13 protein-coding genes and 1 pseudogene are annotated in these 13,865 nt (G+C 70.5%); 5 read left to right on the forward strand and 9 right to left on the reverse strand.

What is annotated here, in order from left to right:
• The first annotated feature begins 177 nt into the window (after positions 1-177).
• From ACQEV8_RS29710 to ACQEV8_RS29720, 3 genes are all read left to right on the forward strand, one after another.
• The gene (locus ACQEV8_RS29710; protein WP_432966346.1) at positions 178-1,143 is read left to right on the forward strand and encodes a zinc-binding dehydrogenase; all 966 of its coding nucleotides are present in this window, start codon (positions 178-180) and stop codon (positions 1,141-1,143) included.
• A gap of 102 nt (positions 1,144-1,245) precedes the next feature.
• Positions 1,246-1,455 carry an HTH domain-containing protein gene (locus ACQEV8_RS29715; protein WP_432966348.1) on the forward strand — a complete coding sequence of 70 codons (210 nt, stop codon included), beginning with the start codon at positions 1,246-1,248 and terminating at the stop codon, positions 1,453-1,455.
• Positions 1,455-2,018: a Clp protease N-terminal domain-containing protein gene (locus ACQEV8_RS29720; protein ID WP_432966350.1), complete on the forward strand. Its 564-nt coding sequence runs from the start codon at positions 1,455-1,457 to the stop codon at positions 2,016-2,018. The genes ACQEV8_RS29715 and ACQEV8_RS29720 overlap by 1 nt, the downstream gene beginning before the upstream one ends.
• A 21-nt stretch (positions 2,019-2,039) precedes the next feature.
• Here ACQEV8_RS29720 and ACQEV8_RS29725 read toward each other — a convergent pair whose 3' ends face one another.
• Positions 2,040-3,128 (reverse strand): helix-turn-helix transcriptional regulator, encoded by a 1,089-nt coding sequence (locus tag ACQEV8_RS29725; RefSeq protein WP_432966352.1) that lies wholly within the window; start codon positions 3,126-3,128, stop codon positions 2,040-2,042.
• Between the two features lies 1 nt (position 3,129).
• Positions 3,130-4,098, reverse strand: coding sequence for a DUF4097 family beta strand repeat-containing protein (locus ACQEV8_RS29730; protein WP_432966354.1), 969 nt, complete (start codon positions 4,096-4,098; stop codon positions 3,130-3,132).
• Between the two features lie 148 nt (positions 4,099-4,246).
• Here ACQEV8_RS29730 and ACQEV8_RS29735 point away from each other — a divergent pair, with 148 nt between their 5' ends.
• Positions 4,247-5,083 (forward strand): hypothetical protein, encoded by an 837-nt coding sequence (locus tag ACQEV8_RS29735; protein WP_432966356.1) that lies wholly within the window; start codon positions 4,247-4,249, stop codon positions 5,081-5,083.
• 217 nt (positions 5,084-5,300) lie between these two features.
• Here ACQEV8_RS29735 and ACQEV8_RS29740 read toward each other — a convergent pair whose 3' ends face one another.
• From ACQEV8_RS29740 to ACQEV8_RS29760, 5 genes and pseudogenes are all read right to left on the reverse strand, one after another.
• Positions 5,301-5,480, reverse strand: coding sequence for a DUF6104 family protein (locus tag ACQEV8_RS29740; RefSeq protein WP_003992906.1), 180 nt, complete (start codon positions 5,478-5,480; stop codon positions 5,301-5,303).
• Positions 5,481-5,566: 86 nt separating this feature from the next.
• The gene (locus ACQEV8_RS29745; RefSeq protein WP_432966360.1) at positions 5,567-9,382 is read right to left on the reverse strand and encodes a multifunctional oxoglutarate decarboxylase/oxoglutarate dehydrogenase thiamine pyrophosphate-binding subunit/dihydrolipoyllysine-residue succinyltransferase subunit; all 3,816 of its coding nucleotides are present in this window, start codon (positions 9,380-9,382) and stop codon (positions 5,567-5,569) included.
• 281 nt (positions 9,383-9,663) lie between these two features.
• Complete coding sequence (locus tag ACQEV8_RS29750; RefSeq protein WP_432966362.1) at positions 9,664-10,776, reverse strand: sensor histidine kinase; 1,113 nt, start codon at positions 10,774-10,776, stop codon at positions 9,664-9,666.
• The gene (locus ACQEV8_RS29755; RefSeq protein ID WP_432966364.1) at positions 10,773-11,513 is read right to left on the reverse strand and encodes a response regulator transcription factor; all 741 of its coding nucleotides are present in this window, start codon (positions 11,511-11,513) and stop codon (positions 10,773-10,775) included. The genes ACQEV8_RS29750 and ACQEV8_RS29755 overlap by 4 nt, the downstream gene beginning before the upstream one ends.
• 135 nt (positions 11,514-11,648) lie before the next feature.
• Positions 11,649-12,325: pseudogene (locus ACQEV8_RS29760) on the reverse strand (spermidine synthase).
• A gap of 170 nt (positions 12,326-12,495) precedes the next feature.
• Between ACQEV8_RS29760 and ACQEV8_RS29765 the strand changes: the two are divergent.
• On the forward strand, positions 12,496-13,293 hold the full coding sequence (locus ACQEV8_RS29765; protein ID WP_432966366.1) for a rhomboid-like protein: 798 nt from the start codon (positions 12,496-12,498) through the stop codon (positions 13,291-13,293).
• A 12-nt stretch (positions 13,294-13,305) separates the two neighbouring features.
• On the opposite strand, the gene ACQEV8_RS29770 is transcribed toward ACQEV8_RS29765, so the two are convergent.
• The gene (locus tag ACQEV8_RS29770; RefSeq protein WP_432966368.1) at positions 13,306-13,581 is read right to left on the reverse strand and encodes an N-acetyltransferase family protein; all 276 of its coding nucleotides are present in this window, start codon (positions 13,579-13,581) and stop codon (positions 13,306-13,308) included.
• Between the two features lie 5 nt (positions 13,582-13,586).
• The gene (locus tag ACQEV8_RS29775; protein WP_432966370.1) at positions 13,587-13,850 is read right to left on the reverse strand and encodes a hypothetical protein; all 264 of its coding nucleotides are present in this window, start codon (positions 13,848-13,850) and stop codon (positions 13,587-13,589) included.
• Positions 13,851-13,865: the final 15 nt, after the last annotated feature.

The raw sequence follows: 13,865 nt of genomic DNA on the forward strand, positions 1-13,865 counted from the left end.
CGGCGGCCTGCGGCGGCCTGCCGGGTGGGGTGGGGGCCCGCCTGGCCCCGGCCTGACGCGCGCACCTCGAAACGCCGGGCACTGGCAGCGGCATCCACGCCGTGCGCCTGGCAAGAGGGTGTGTCTCACACGAGGCGGTGGTTCCAACGGTCGGGTCGGGAACCTATCGTCAAGGTCATGTTCGCTGTCTATGCCGCCCGAATCGACCGCGACCAGCCGCTGACCGGCCTGGAGTTGGGAGAGCGTCCGGCTCCCGAGGCCCGCCCCGGCTGGAGTACCGTCACGGTCAAGGCCGCCTCCCTCAACCACCACGACCTGTGGTCCCTGCGCGGCGTCGGCCTCGCAGAGGACAAGCTGCCGATGATCCTCGGTTGTGACGCCGCCGGTGTCGACGAGGACGGCAACGAGGTCGTCCTGCATTCCGTGATCGGACAGACCGGGCATGGGGTGGGGCCCAATGAGCCCCGTTCCATCCTCACCGAGCGCTATCAGGGCACGTTCGCGGAGCAGGTCGCCGTGCCGACCTGGAACATCCTGCCCAAGCCCAAGGAGCTCTCCTTCGCGGAGGCCGCTTGTCTGCCGACCGCCTGGCTGACGGCGTATCGGATGCTGTTCACCAACGCGGGTGTCCGGCCCGGCGACTCCGTGCTGGTGCAGGGGGCCGGCGGTGGTGTCGCCACGGCTGCCATCGTGCTGGGCAAGGCGGCCGGGCTGAGGGTCTTCGCCACCAGCCGGGACGAGGCCAAGCGGAAGCGGGCCGTGGAGCTGGGGGCCGTGGAGGCCGTGGAGGCCGGGGCGCGGCTGCCGCAGCGGGTCGACGCCGTGATCGAGACCGTCGGGGCGGCGACGTGGTCGCATTCCGTGAAGTCGCTGAAGCCCGGAGGCACACTGGTGATCTCCGGTGCGACGAGTGGTGACCGGCCCTCGCACGCCGAGCTGACCCGGATCTTCTTCCTCGAGCTCAAGGTCGTCGGTTCCACGATGGGGACCAAGGACGAGCTGGAGGATCTGCTCGCGTTCTGTGCCGCCACCGGTGTGCGGCCGGTGATCGACGAGTTGCTGCCCCTGGATCGTGCGCGTGAGGGCTTCGAGCGGCTCGCCTCGGGTGAGCAGTTCGGGAAGGTCGTGCTGACCAATTCCTGAGGTGCCTCCTGCGTGGCGTTGGCGGTCGGTCCGGGGCGGGCCGGCCGCTTTCGTTTGTCAACTGGGGTTGACGGAGGCCGGGTGTCAACGTAAGTTGACGGCATGACCGAAGCAACGGATCTGGCCGAGCGCGCTGGTGACCGTGATCCACGGGTCGGCCTGCGGGCCGTCGCCGCGCTGCGCAGGCTGCTGGAGCAGTTGGAAGCCGTACAGGTGCGCAATGCGCGCAATCAGAACTGGTCGTGGCAGGAGATCGCCGCCGAACTCGGTGTGAGCAGGCAGGCCGTGCACAAGAAGTACGGGAGGCATTGATGTTCGAGCGGTTCACGAAGGACGCCCGGGGTGTGGTGAAGAGTGCCTTCGCGTACGTGGAGGGGGGCGACGGTCAGAGTGTGGAGCCGGAGCATCTGCTGCTGGCGCTGCTCGACTGTGAGGGCAGCCGAGGGTCGTTCGCGCTGACCGCTCTCGGGCTCGGGGAGCGGCGGGATTCCGTGCGTCAGGCGCTGCGTCAGGCGCGGCGGCGGGCCGGGCTGTCACAGGCCGATGCTGATGCGCTCGCCGGGCTGGGGATCGACGTGGCGGAGATCGTCGCCCGAGTGGAGGAGGTGCATGGGGTCGGCGCCATGTCCGGCGACCGGAGCGGCAAAGGGTGGTGGTCCGGTCGGGCCTCGTTCGGGCGCGGCGCCAAGGGCGTTCTGGAGCACTCCTTGCGCGTCGCTCTCGACCAGCGGGACCGGCACATCGGTGATGAGCACATCCTGCTGGCCCTGACCATGCGCCCCGGTGTGCCCGCCGAGGTCCTCGCCGACCACGGGGTGACGTACGAGTCCCTGGTGCGGGTGCTGTACGGAGGTGGCGAGGCCAAGGCCGGGTGACGGGGCTTCCCCGCCGGCCGCCTACGTCTTCGGTGTGCGCAGTAGTGCTCCCAGGTGGGCTGCCGCCGTCGACAGATGGCGGCGGGCGTCACTCAGTTGGCCGGAGGTGACGCCGTGGTCGCGGGCCGCGTCGCGGATGTCGTCCCGGAAACGGTCGAGCAGGCGGTCCAGGTCGCGGGCGGGGTCGCCGGTGGAGTCCGCCGCGTCCTCGTGGGCCCAGGCCGGTTCGTAGGCGGCAGGGAAGTCCGCGGAGGGCTGTGAAGGGGCAGGCGGCTCGGGAGCCGGCCGGGGGGTCTCGGATCCCGTGCCGGTGCCGGTTCCTGTGCCCGTCCAGTCGAAGCCGAAGTCCTTGCCGTAGTCCTTTCCGAACTCGCCCACCTCCTTGACCAGTTCGCTCAGGCCCTCGCGCAGGCCCGTCGGCCAGTCACCACGGGTGAAGTGGTCCTGTACCTGCTCCTGCACCCTGCGGGCGATGTGCTGTACCTGCTCCTGGGCCTGGGTCCGAGCCTGCTCCTGGGCCTCCTTGGCCTGGCGGCGGGCGCGCTGGGCGTCCTCGCGGGCGCGGCGGCTCTCGTCCTTGGCGCGGCGGGCCTGTTCCTTCCACTCCTGCCTGGCGCGCCGCATCTCCTCCTTGGCGACGCGCCACGCCTCCTTGTCGCCGTAGGCCGTGAAATCCCCGAAGGGGGTGTCCTGTGCGCCGGAGGTCTTGCCGCCGTTGCCGCGGCGGGCCTCGGTCGCCGCCGCGCGCATCTCGCGGCGCAGGTCACCCGCGGCTCCACGCACATCGGCCTGGATCTCGGCGGCCAGCTCGGCGACGGACTCCCGGATCTCCAGTTCCAGATCGGCCAGCTCGCCGCTGCGGCCGGCCAGTTCGGCGCGGCCGGCGTCCGTGATCGAGTAGACCTTGCGGCCGCCCTCGGTGGTGTGGGTGACGAGGCCCTCGGCCTCCAGCTTGGCCAGGCGCGGGTAGACCGTGCCCGCCGACGGCGCGTACAGCCCCTGGAAGCGCTCCTCGAGGAGGCGGATCACCTCGTAGCCGTGGCGGGGGGCCTCGTCCAGCAGCTTCAGCAGGTAGAGGCGGAGGCGGCCGTGGGCGAAGACGGGGGGCATGTCAGAGCACCTTCTTGTCGGTCGTGCCGTCGGCCGGGACGCCGGTGGCGCCCTCGCCCCGGCCGGAAACGGAATTGTCTCCCGACTCGCCCCGTCGGCCGACCGGCGGGTCCGTAGGCGAGCTGCCCGTGCCGGGGCGCGTCTCCCAGGGCTCGTCCTCGTCCTCTTCGGCCGGGCGGCGCAGCAGGGCGATCGAGCCGGAGACGGTGGTCGCCCGCAGGGTGCCGTTGCCCGCGCCGAGCCGGCCCGTGATCTTGTGGGCGCCCCACTGGCCGTGTACCCGCAGCCCGTCGAAGGCGTTCGAGATGGCGCCGCTCGCGGTGTTGGCCTCGACCTCCGCGTCCGCCGGGTACGGCAGGCGGATCGCGATCTCGCCCGAGACGCTGGTCAGCCGCACGTCCGTGGGCCCGTCCGGGTCAAGGTCGATGATCATGGAGCCGCTGACCGATTCGGCCCGCACGGAGGGGCCGGAGCCCTCGACCACCGTGAGGTCGCCGGAGACCGAGTGGAACCGGAGGTCGCCGGTCACGTCCTGGGCCTCCAGGCTGCCGGAGACCGTGTCGGCGCGGACCGGGCCGGAGAGTCCCACCAGGGTGGTGTCGCCCGTGACGCCCTTCACCACCGACGGTCCCCGGATCCCGGAGACCACGGCGGCCGCGCCGACCACCCCCACCTCCACCCGGGTGGAGGCCGGGACGGCCAGGGAGACCACGGCGCTGCGGCGCCAGCCCTTGCGGTCCAGCCACTTGAGGAAGCCCTTCCAGGGCAGGTCCTCGTAGGCCACCGTGAGGGTGCCGTCCTGCTGGGTCACCACCAGGGGCGGGCCCTCGATCTCGGAGATCTCCAGGCGGGCGGAACCCTCGTCCGTGCCCACCACGTTCACCGTTCCGTTGACGAGTCGCACGTGCAGATCGCTCACGGGCTCGTCGAAGGTGAGCTTCTTCGGTTCCGTGACGGACCACTCGGACATGGTGCAGACCTCCCCGATTCAACGCGCCATATCGCGTTTTCTCGTATTCACGATATATCGTGGACAAGGAAAGTCAAGGCACTCGTTCTGGGGGTGGCGAGGTGGGCAAAAGTGTTCAAAGACGGTTGATTCGCCCTAGCGTGTGACCATGCCGACGGAAGCTGGCCGAACCGGTCCCGCAGGTCCCGCCCCTGGCGCGCTGCTGCTGTGCCGGGCGGTGCCCGGGGCCGTCGCTCCCGTCGCCCACCTGCTGCGCGAACCCATGCAGGTCGTCCGCGCGGGCGACGGATGGAGCGTGCTCGTCCCGGAGGGCGGGCCCTGGCGGGACGGCGGAGAGCCCGTCGACCGGGTGGTCACCGGCTGGGCCACGGCCCTCGCCGTCGGCGCGCCCTGGTCCGTGCTCGCCCTGTGGTGGGACGCCGACCACGCGGGTTTCCTACTGGCGTCCGGCTTCCGCCGCCCGGTCGGCTTCGTCTGGCTCGCGAACGGCGTACCGGTGGGGGAGGACGAGGCGATGCGTACCTTCGCCGTGCGCGTGGGTCTCGATCCGGTCCTGGACGTCCAGGCCCTCGAGCGACTGTCGAAAACCGACGCCGGCGTAGATGCCCGCGCCCGGCTGCGCGGCCTGCTGGCGATCCTCGCGCGCGTGGGCGTCTCGCTGCCTCCCTCGCTCGCCCCCGGCGAGCCCGCCGGACGTCTTCGGGAAGCCGCCGCGCTCCTGCCGGACAGCCTCCCGGTCGCATGGCCGGGCGGGCGTGAGGCGGCGGAACGCCGTACGGCTGATCACAGCCGCCTCGGCCCCTGGATGCCTTGGACCGGCGACCCCAGGGCTCGTGCGCTGGCTCTCGCTCAGGTGGCGGCGGGCGTACCGCTCCTGGCCTGGGGGCTACGGCGGCGCAGCGGGGGCTGGGTCGCGGCCGGAGGGCTGCTTCTGGCCAACGGCACGCTAGGTCTGGCGTACGGCCTCATGTATCCGCGCGATTGATGCTGCACCGCGCGACTGATGCTGCACCGCCCGGCTGACGCCTGGATCCGCCCGGCTGACGCTGCGTCCGCCCGACTGACGCCTGCATCCGCGCGACTGAAGCCTGCATCCGCGCGACTGAAGCCTGCATCCACGTGACTGATGCCTCTGTCCTCCACGCGACCGACACCCTGAAAGGCCGTCCGCGGGCTGCTGAGCGCCCGGACCCGGTGGATTCCTACTCGTCGTCCTCGTCGTCCAGCCGTGCCAGCCAGGTCGCGAGGCGCTCCACCGGCACCTCGAAGTCGGGGTTCAGATCGACGAACGTCCGCAGCTGCTCGGCGAGCCACTCGAAGGTGACCTCCTCCTCGCCGCGCCGCTTCTCCAGTTCCTCGATGCCACGGTCCGTGAAGTACATGCAGTCAAGGATATGTGCGCGCAAACGGCCGGGCCGCACCCCCGTAGCGGGGATGCGGCCCGGTCACGTACGACGCGCGAGGACGCTTACGCCTCGAACACCTCACGCACCAGCTGCTCCTGCTCGGCCTGGTGCCGCTTCGCGGAACCGACCGCAGGGGACGAGCTGTGCGGGCGCGAGATGCGGCGCAGGCGCTCGCCGTGCGGGACGTCGGCGCCGACCGCCAGGTCCAGGTGGTCGATCAGGTTGAGCGCGATGAACGGCCAGGCACCCTGGTTCGCCGGCTCCTCCTGGGCCCACAGGTACTTCTCGGCGTTCGGGTACTTCTTGATCTCCGCCTGGAGCTCGGCACCCGGCAGCGGGTACAGACGCTCGATGCGGATGATCGCCGTGTCCGTGACGCCGCGCTTCTGACGCTCGGCCTCCAGGTCGTAGTAGACCTTGCCCGCGCAGAAGACGACCTTCTTGACCGCGGCCGGGTCGACCGACGCGTCGCCGATGACCGGCTGGAACTGGCCCGTCGTGAACTCCTCCGCCTTCGCCGCCGCCGCCTTGAGGCGCAGCATCGACTTCGGCGTGAAGACCACCAGCGGCTTGTGGTGCGGGTTGTGCACCTGCCACCGCAGGAGGTGGAAGTAGTTCGACGGCGACGTCGGCGTGGCGACCGTCATGTTGTTCTGGGCGCACATCTGGAGGAAGCGCTCGGGGCGGGCCGAGGAGTGGTCCGGGCCCTGGCCCTCGTAGCCGTGCGGCAGGAGCAGGACGACGCCGGACGTCTGGGCCCACTTCTGCTCGGCCGACGAGATGAACTCGTCCACGACCGTCTGAGCGCCGTTGACGAAGTCGCCGAACTGCGCCTCCCACATCACGAGCGCCTCGGGGCGGGCCAGCGAGTAGCCGTACTCGAAGCCCATCGCCGCGTACTCGGAGAGGAGGGAGTTGTAGACGTTCAGCCGCGCCTGGTCCTCGGAGAGGTACTGCAGCGGCGTGTACTCGTCGCCCGTGGTGCGGTCGATGATGACCGCGTGGCGCTGGCCGAACGTGCCGCGCTGCGAGTCCTGACCCGCGAGACGGACCGGGACGCCCTCCAGCAGGAGGGAGCCGATGGCGAGGGTCTCGCCCATGCCCCAGTCGATGGTGCCGTCCTCGACCATCGACGCCCGGCGCTGCAGCTGCGGCAGCAGACGCGGGTGGACGGTGATGTGGTCGGGGATGTTGACCTGGGACTCGGCGATCCGCTTGACGACCTCCGAGGTGACCGCGGTGTTCACGGCGACCGGGAACTCGGCCTGCGGGTCGGTGGGCTCCACGGCGGTCGGCTGCGAGGTGGCCTCGCGGACCTCCGTGAAGACCTTCTCCAGCTGGCCCTGGTAGTCCTGCAGCGCCTGCTCGGCCTCTTCCAGGGTGATGTCGCCGCGACCGATGAGGGACTCGGTGTACAGCTTGCGCACCGAGCGCTTCTTGTCGATCAGGTCGTACATCAGCGGCTGGGTGAAGGCCGGGTTGTCCGACTCGTTGTGACCGCGGCGGCGGTAGCAGATGAGGTCGATCACGACGTCCTTGTTGAACGCCTGGCGGAACTCGAAGGCCAGGCGGGCAACGCGGACGACCGCCTCGGGGTCGTCGCCGTTCACGTGGAAGATCGGCGCCTCGATCATGCGGGCCACGTCGGTGGCGTACATCGACGAGCGCGAGGACTCCGGCGCCGCCGTGAAGCCGACCTGGTTGTTGATGACCACGTGGACCGTGCCGCCGGTGCGGTAGCCGCGCAGCTGCGACATGTTCAGGGTCTCGGCCACCACGCCCTGGCCCGCGAAGGCCGCGTCGCCGTGGATCGCCACCGGCAGGACCGTGAAGTCCGTGCCGCCCTTGTTGATGATGTCCTGCTTGGCGCGCGAGATGCCTTCCAGGATCGGGTCGACCGCCTCCAGATGCGAGGGGTTGGCGGCCAGCGAGACCTTGATCTGCTCGCCGTCCAGGCCCGTGAAGGTGCCCTCGGCGCCCAGGTGGTACTTCACGTCGCCGGAGCCGTGCATCGACTTCGGGTCGAGGTTGCCCTCGAACTCGCGGAAGATCTGCGCGTACGACTTGCCGACGATGTTGGCGAGGACGTTCAGCCGGCCGCGGTGGGCCATGCCGACGACGACCTCGTCCAGGCGGGACTCGGCGGCCGAGTCCAGCACCGCGTCCAGCAGCGGGATGACGGACTCGCCGCCCTCCAGGCTGAAACGCTTCTGGCCGACGTACTTCGTCTGCAGGAAGGTCTCGAAGGCCTCCGCCGCGTTCAGCCGGCGCAGGATGCGCAGCTGCTCCTCGCGCTCAGGCTTGGTGTGCGCGCGCTCGATGCGGTCCTGGATCCACCGGCGCTGCTTCGGGTCCTGGATGTGCATGAACTCGACACCGGTGGTGCGGCAGTACGAGTCACGCAGCACCCCGAGGATGTCGCGCAGCTTCATCAGGGACTTGCCGGAGAAGCCGCCGACGGCGAACTCGCGCTCCAGGTCCCACAGGGTGAGCCCGTGCTCGGTGATGTCGAGGTCGGGGTGCTTGCGCTGCTGGTACTCCAGCGGGTCGGTGTCGGCCATGACGTGGCCGCGGACCCGGTAGGAGTGGATCAGCTCGAAGACGCGGGCGGCCTTCGTGACGTCGTCGTCGTGCGAGGCGTCGATGTCCTTGAGCCAGCGGACCGGCTCGTAGGGGATGCGCAGCGCCTCGAAGATGTCGTCGTAGAAGCCGTTCTCACCGAGGAGGAGGTTCGCGACGATCCGCAGGAACTCGCCGGAGGCGGCGCCCTGGATGACCCGGTGGTCGTAGGTCGACGTGAGCGTCATGACCTTCGAGATGCCGAGCTTGTTCAGCGTGTCCTGGGACGTGCCCTGGAACTCCGCCGGGTAGTCCATGGAACCGACGCCCATGATCACCGACTGGCCGGGCATCAGACGCGGCACGGAGTGGACGGTGCCGAGGCCGCCGGGGTTGGTCAGGGAGACCGTCACGCCGGTGAAGTCGTCCATGCCGAGCTTGCCGTCGCGGGCGCGGCGGACGATGTCCTCGTAGGCCTGCCAGAACTCGAAGAAGTTCAGGGTCTCGGCCTTCTTGATGCCCGCGACCACGAGCTGGCGGTCGCCGTTGGGCTTGACCAGGTCGATGGCGAGGCCGAAGTTGACGTGCTCCGGCTTGACCAGGGTCGGCTTGCCGTCCTTCTCCGCGAAGGAGTAGTTCATCGACGGCATGGCCTTGATGGCCTGCACCATCGCGTAGCCGATCAGGTGCGTGAAGGAGATCTTCCCGCCCCGGGCGCGCTTCAGGTGGTTGTTGATGACGATGCGGTTGTCGAAGAGCAGCTTCACCGGGACCGCGCGCACGGACGTGGCCGTGGGCACCTCCAGGGAGGCGTTCATGTTCTTCGCGACCGCGGCGGCGGGGCCGCGCAGCACGACCTGCTCGGGGCCCGAGGGGGCCTCGGCGGCGGGCTCGGCCTTCGGCTTCGCGGCGGCCGGCTTGGCGGGGGCCGGAGCGGCCTTCGCCGGAGCGGCGGCCAGAGCCGGGGCCTGCGCGGCGGGCTTCGCCTGGGCGGGAGCCGGCGCGGCGGCGGGCTTCTCGGCCGCCGGGGCGGGGGCCGCGGCCTGTGCGGGGGCGGCCGGAGCCGCCGGCTGAGCGGTGGTGGTCCCCGCGGCCCCCGCAGCCGCGGTACCCGCCGGAGCCGAGGCGGCAGCCGCCCCTGGCTTGTAGTCGGCGAAGAAGTCCCACCAGGCTCGGTCTACCGAATTCGGGTCCTGGAGGTACTGCTGATAGATCTCGTCGACGAGCCACTCGTTGGCACCGAACGACGCGGCGGGGTTCTTCCCCGCTTGGTCGGTGTCGGTCGAGATGCTCGAGTTACTGGGGGACTGTGGCGACACGGCGGTAACCGCCCTCTTCCGCTTCACAAGATGATGGACAGCGGGAATCAAGGCTACGCCTCCCGGACCGTGAAGGTCAGGCCGGGCCCGTTCATCGTCACGCAAGTCACACTTCGAAGAGTGTTTCAGGGCTTGAAATGGCGGGAAACAAGCGTGGTTCCGCTTAGGGAGGGAAGGGCGGAGCGGCACCCGGGGCGCCGACGGCGCGGGTCTGTGCCTGATCACACGTGTCCGTCAGCGCGGACGCCCGTGGATCTTGAGGCTCCGCTTCGAACTTTACGTCAACTTGGCAGAGATGGAAGTCCCGGAAGAGTGACAAGAATCCGGCAACCTCGCTCGGATTCGGCCACTCCGATCCGCCCACCGTGCAGGTCGACCGCCCAGCGGGCGATGGCGAGACCGAGTCCCGTGCCGCCGTCGCTGCCGGCCCCGTGCGCCCGCTTGGCGCTGCCGCGGTTGAACCGCTCGAAGACGCGGTGCCACTCGGACTTCGGAATGCCGGGGCCCTCGTCCAGGACCTCCAGCTCCAGCGACTCCGGCAGTGTGCCGCGCCGCGCCTTCACCGTCACCCGGCCGTGCGGCGGGCTGTGCTTGACCGCGTTGTCGATGAGATTGGCCACGACCTGGTGGATGCGCTCCGGGTCGGCGTGCGCGGTCAGCTCCGGCGGGGAGACGTCGAGGTGCAGATGGACGTCCGTACGGGTGTGACTGCCCGAGCCGGTGGCGATGCCCGCGCGTACGGAGGCGACCATGTTGGCCTCCTTCAGCACGCCCGACAGATACGGCCACACCTCGAAGCGCCGCTGTTTCAGCGGTACGACGCCGTTGTCCAGGCGGGACAGGTCCAGCAGCGTCTCCACCAGCCGGCCGAGCCGCTCGGTCTGCTTCAGGGCCGTGCGCATCGTCTCCGGGTCGGCCTGGGTGACGCCGTCGACGATGTTCTCCAGCACCGCGCGCAGCCCCGCGATGGGCGTGCGCAGCTCGTGCGAGACGTTCGCCACCAGCTCCTTGCGCTGGCGGTCCTGGGCCTCCAGCTCGTCGGCCATGGCGTTGATCGTCACCGCCAGGTCGCCCAGCTCGTCACGGCGGTTGTCCCGCACCCGGCGGGTGTAGTCGCCCTGCGAGATGGAGCGGGCCACGGCGGTCATCTCGTCCAGCGGCGCGGTGAGCGAATGGGCCACGAATTGCGTAATGAGGAGCGTGGCGATCATCGAGAAGACCGTGATGAAGCGCAGCTCCGTCTTCGTGTGCACCGCGATCACCGACAGGCCTGTGGTGATCAGTACCGAGATGACGACCAGCGCGCCCAGCTTGGTCTTGATCGAGAACGGGCTCACCCCGCCCCAGGGTTCCGGCTCCCCGGGGTTTCTCCGTGCGGCAGGCCCGCCGCTCATGGCGTCGGGGTCTCCAGGGCATAGCCCACGCCGTGCACCGTACGGATGCGCTCGGCGCCGATCTTCCGGCGCAGCGCCTTGATGTGGCTGTCGACCGTGCGGGTGCCGGAGGCGTCCGCCCAGTCCCAGACCTCGGCGAGCAGCTGCTCGCGCGAGAGCACCGCGCGCGGGGTGTTCGCCAGGCAGACCAGCAGGTCGAACTCGGTCGGCGTGAGGTGAACATCCTCACTGCGCACCCGCACGCGTCGCTGCGCGTGGTCGATCTCCAGCTCGCCGAGGCGCAGGATGCCGCTGCGCGGCGTCGCGGCGGCCAGCGCGGCCCGCTCCACACGGCGCAGCAGCACGTGCACACGTGCCGCCAGCTCCCGCATCGAGAACGGCTTCGTCATGTAGTCGTCGGCGCCGACGCCCAGACCGACCAGCATGTCGGTCTCGTCGTCGCGCGCGGTGAGCATCATCACCGGCACCGGCCGGGCGGCCTGCACGCGCCGGCAGACCTCCAGACCGTCGAAGCCGGGCAGCATGATGTCGAGGATCAGCAGGTCGGGCTGCCAGGCCTCGGCCGTGTCGACCGCCGCCGGACCGTCGCCCGCCGTTTGCACGAGGAAGCCCTCGGCGCGCAGGCGGGTCGCGATGGCGTCCACGATCGTGGCGTCGTCCTCGACGACGAGAACCCGGCGCTGTGCGCCCGGGGTAGCCGTCGCCGAACCGCTGTGGGAGGTCTGTGTCTGCTCCATCGCCCGCCCCTGGGGTGTGCTTTCCGGAATCAGTGGGGTGATTCCTTCTGACTGGCTATGCCTGCGCATGGTTGCGATTGACGCTTGAATGATCGGCGTCAGGGGAGCAGCGTACGGGGAGTCAGTACACCTTTGCTATCCAGGGCGGATGCCGAGGTGTACGACGTCGGGAACGCCCCGGGCAACCGGGATCTCTTCGGTACGCACCAGCTGGAACCCGGCATTCCGCAAGGTTTCTTCGAATTCCGGAGAGGGCTGGGCGGACCAGACCGCTAGTACCCCACCGGGTCTCAACACCCGGGCGCAGCTTGCCAGTCCGGCCGCCGAGTACAGATTCCCGTTGCCCTCCGTGACGGTCCAGCCGGGGCCGTTGTCGATGTCGAGGCACAGGGCGTCGAACGTGTCGGATGTCTCATTGACGTACGTCACGAGATCGGTTTCGACGATTTTCGCGCGGGGTCGGCCAAGGCTTCGGCGGAGAACGCGGAGAGCGGGCCGTCGAGATGCCATCCCACAATCGCGTGCTCGCGTTCCACGACCGCGATCCCTCCCCAGCGGGGGTCCGCCGCCGCGTGGGCGAGGGAGAAGCCGACGCCGAGTCCGCCGATCAGCACATCCGGGCGGGCCCGGCCGGCCAGGGCGTCCAGGGCCGCGTCGATCAGCCGTCGCTCCGAGCGGCCGTCGGAGGTGTCCATCAGGAAGCAGCCGTTCGCGATGATCTCCAGCCGGTCGCCGTGCCGTCGCAGCACGACCTCGCCGTGCGGGCCCTCGCGACGGTCCAGTACATCGGGCGGGTCGTTCGAGGTGGGCATCGGAGCATCCTGGCAGGTGCGGGGTGTCCTGCGCCAAGCATTACGGAGCGGCGCGGCGGACGCGGTGCGCGGCTCTCGGGTTGCTGTGAATCGGCTCTCGCGTGGCGCCGGTCACAGACAGTGGGGTAGGTGTACGCGAAGGCTGGGGCACGACGGAAGGAGCGCCCGCTGTGGAACGCAACGCGCCGCCCGACAAGACGGCCGTGACGGCGCCGGCGGGTGCGCCCGTTTCCGACGCGCCGGGGCTGCTGGACGGGGTTCCGAGGCAGCGGGGCCCGCGGGAGAGCCTGGACGCGGGCGTACGGGAGTCCCACCCGGTGCGGGAGCCCCGGCTCCGGACGCCGCCGCGGCCCTGGCGGCTGCTGCCCACGCCCACGGGTACGCCCTTCACCTTCGGGTACGCGGTCGTCCTCTGTGTCACCTCGCTGATCTCCGCGTACGCGGACCCCGCGCTGGTCCACGCCCTGCTCCAGGGCTCCAGCACCGATGTCGCGCACCTGGTACGGACGCCGGGGCTGGTGCTGGTCGGCAGCGCGCTGTGGGTCGCGGGCGGGGTGGCCTCGGCGTTCACGATCGGGTTCGTGCTGGTGCTGACCGCGCTGGAACGGCGGATCGGCGGCCTGCGCACGGCCGGTGTCTTCCTGCTCGGGCACGTCCTGGCCACCCTGGCGACCGAGGTCCCGGTGGGGCTCGCGGTGCTGGCCGGGCACCTCCCCGACAGTTCCCTGCACCGCCTCGACTACGGCGTCAGCTTCGGGGTCGCGGCCGGTACCGGCGCCCTGGCCGGCCTGCTCTCCCCCTGGCTGCGCGTGCCCCTGCTGGCCGTCTTCGGCGGAATGCTGCTCCAGGACCTCCTCGCCTTCACCGACCCGATGACGAACTGGGGCCATCTGATCGCCCTGGCCGTCGGCATCGCGACCTGGCCGGTGCTCCGGCGGTGGCGGGTGAAACGCGCTGTCGGGAGCTGAGAGCGAGGCTCGTCACGCCGGCGGGCAGTGCTTGGCGCTGGTCAGCAGGGCCACCGCCTCCCAGCCCAGTGCCTCGTGGAGCCCTCGTCCCGCGGGTGTCCCGGACAGGACGCCGGTCCGCGCCCCCTGCTGGAAGGCGGCGTTCCGCAGCGTCCGCATGACGAGGCTGCCGAGCCCTCTGCGGCGGTGGCCGGGGGCCGTCTCGATCTGGTCGGCGACGGCGGTCGCACCCGTCGGGGCGATCTGGCCGCGCGCCGCGAGCGAGCCGTCCGGCGCGGCGACCAGCACGCGCGTCACCCCGCCGCGTGACCAGGTGCGCAGCCGATAGCCGTAGGGAACGTCCGGAACGTCGTTCGCCGCCAGGGAGCCGTCATCGGACAGCCGGGCTCGGGGTCGATCCACCAGCTCTCGTCCAGCCAGCCGGTGACCACCGAGGGATCCCGGAACGCCTTCAGCCGGACCGCGTCGCCGGTCACTTCGCCGGCCACCTTGCGGACGGCCGTCTCGTCGAGATCCTCGCCCGTCGTGCCGAACACATGCCGTGTGACATGGCCCAACGCCCTGCCCCTTCT

It is taken from the genome of Streptomyces sp. CA-179760 (assembly GCF_050937045.1).
In the GTDB taxonomy this organism is placed as follows: Bacteria; Actinomycetota; Actinomycetes; order Streptomycetales; family Streptomycetaceae; genus Streptomyces.

Coding starts and splice junctions, on each gene's coding strand:
- ACQEV8_RS29750 (WP_432966362.1), bottom strand. CDS start 10,776: ATGAGCGGCGGGCCTGCCGCACGGAGAAACCCCGGGGAGCCGGAACCC.
- ACQEV8_RS29755 (WP_432966364.1), bottom strand. CDS start 11,513: ATGGAGCAGACACAGACCTCCCACAGCGGTTCGGCGACGGCTACCCCG.
- ACQEV8_RS29740 (WP_003992906.1), bottom strand. CDS start 5,480: ATGTACTTCACGGACCGTGGCATCGAGGAACTGGAGAAGCGGCGCGGC.
- ACQEV8_RS29720 (WP_432966350.1), top strand. CDS start 1,455: ATGTTCGAGCGGTTCACGAAGGACGCCCGGGGTGTGGTGAAGAGTGCC.
- ACQEV8_RS29725 (WP_432966352.1), bottom strand. CDS start 3,128: ATGCCCCCCGTCTTCGCCCACGGCCGCCTCCGCCTCTACCTGCTGAAG.
- ACQEV8_RS29715 (WP_432966348.1), top strand. CDS start 1,246: ATGACCGAAGCAACGGATCTGGCCGAGCGCGCTGGTGACCGTGATCCA.
- ACQEV8_RS29735 (WP_432966356.1), top strand. CDS start 4,247: ATGCCGACGGAAGCTGGCCGAACCGGTCCCGCAGGTCCCGCCCCTGGC.
- ACQEV8_RS29730 (WP_432966354.1), bottom strand. CDS start 4,098: ATGTCCGAGTGGTCCGTCACGGAACCGAAGAAGCTCACCTTCGACGAG.
- ACQEV8_RS29710 (WP_432966346.1), top strand. CDS start 178: ATGTTCGCTGTCTATGCCGCCCGAATCGACCGCGACCAGCCGCTGACC.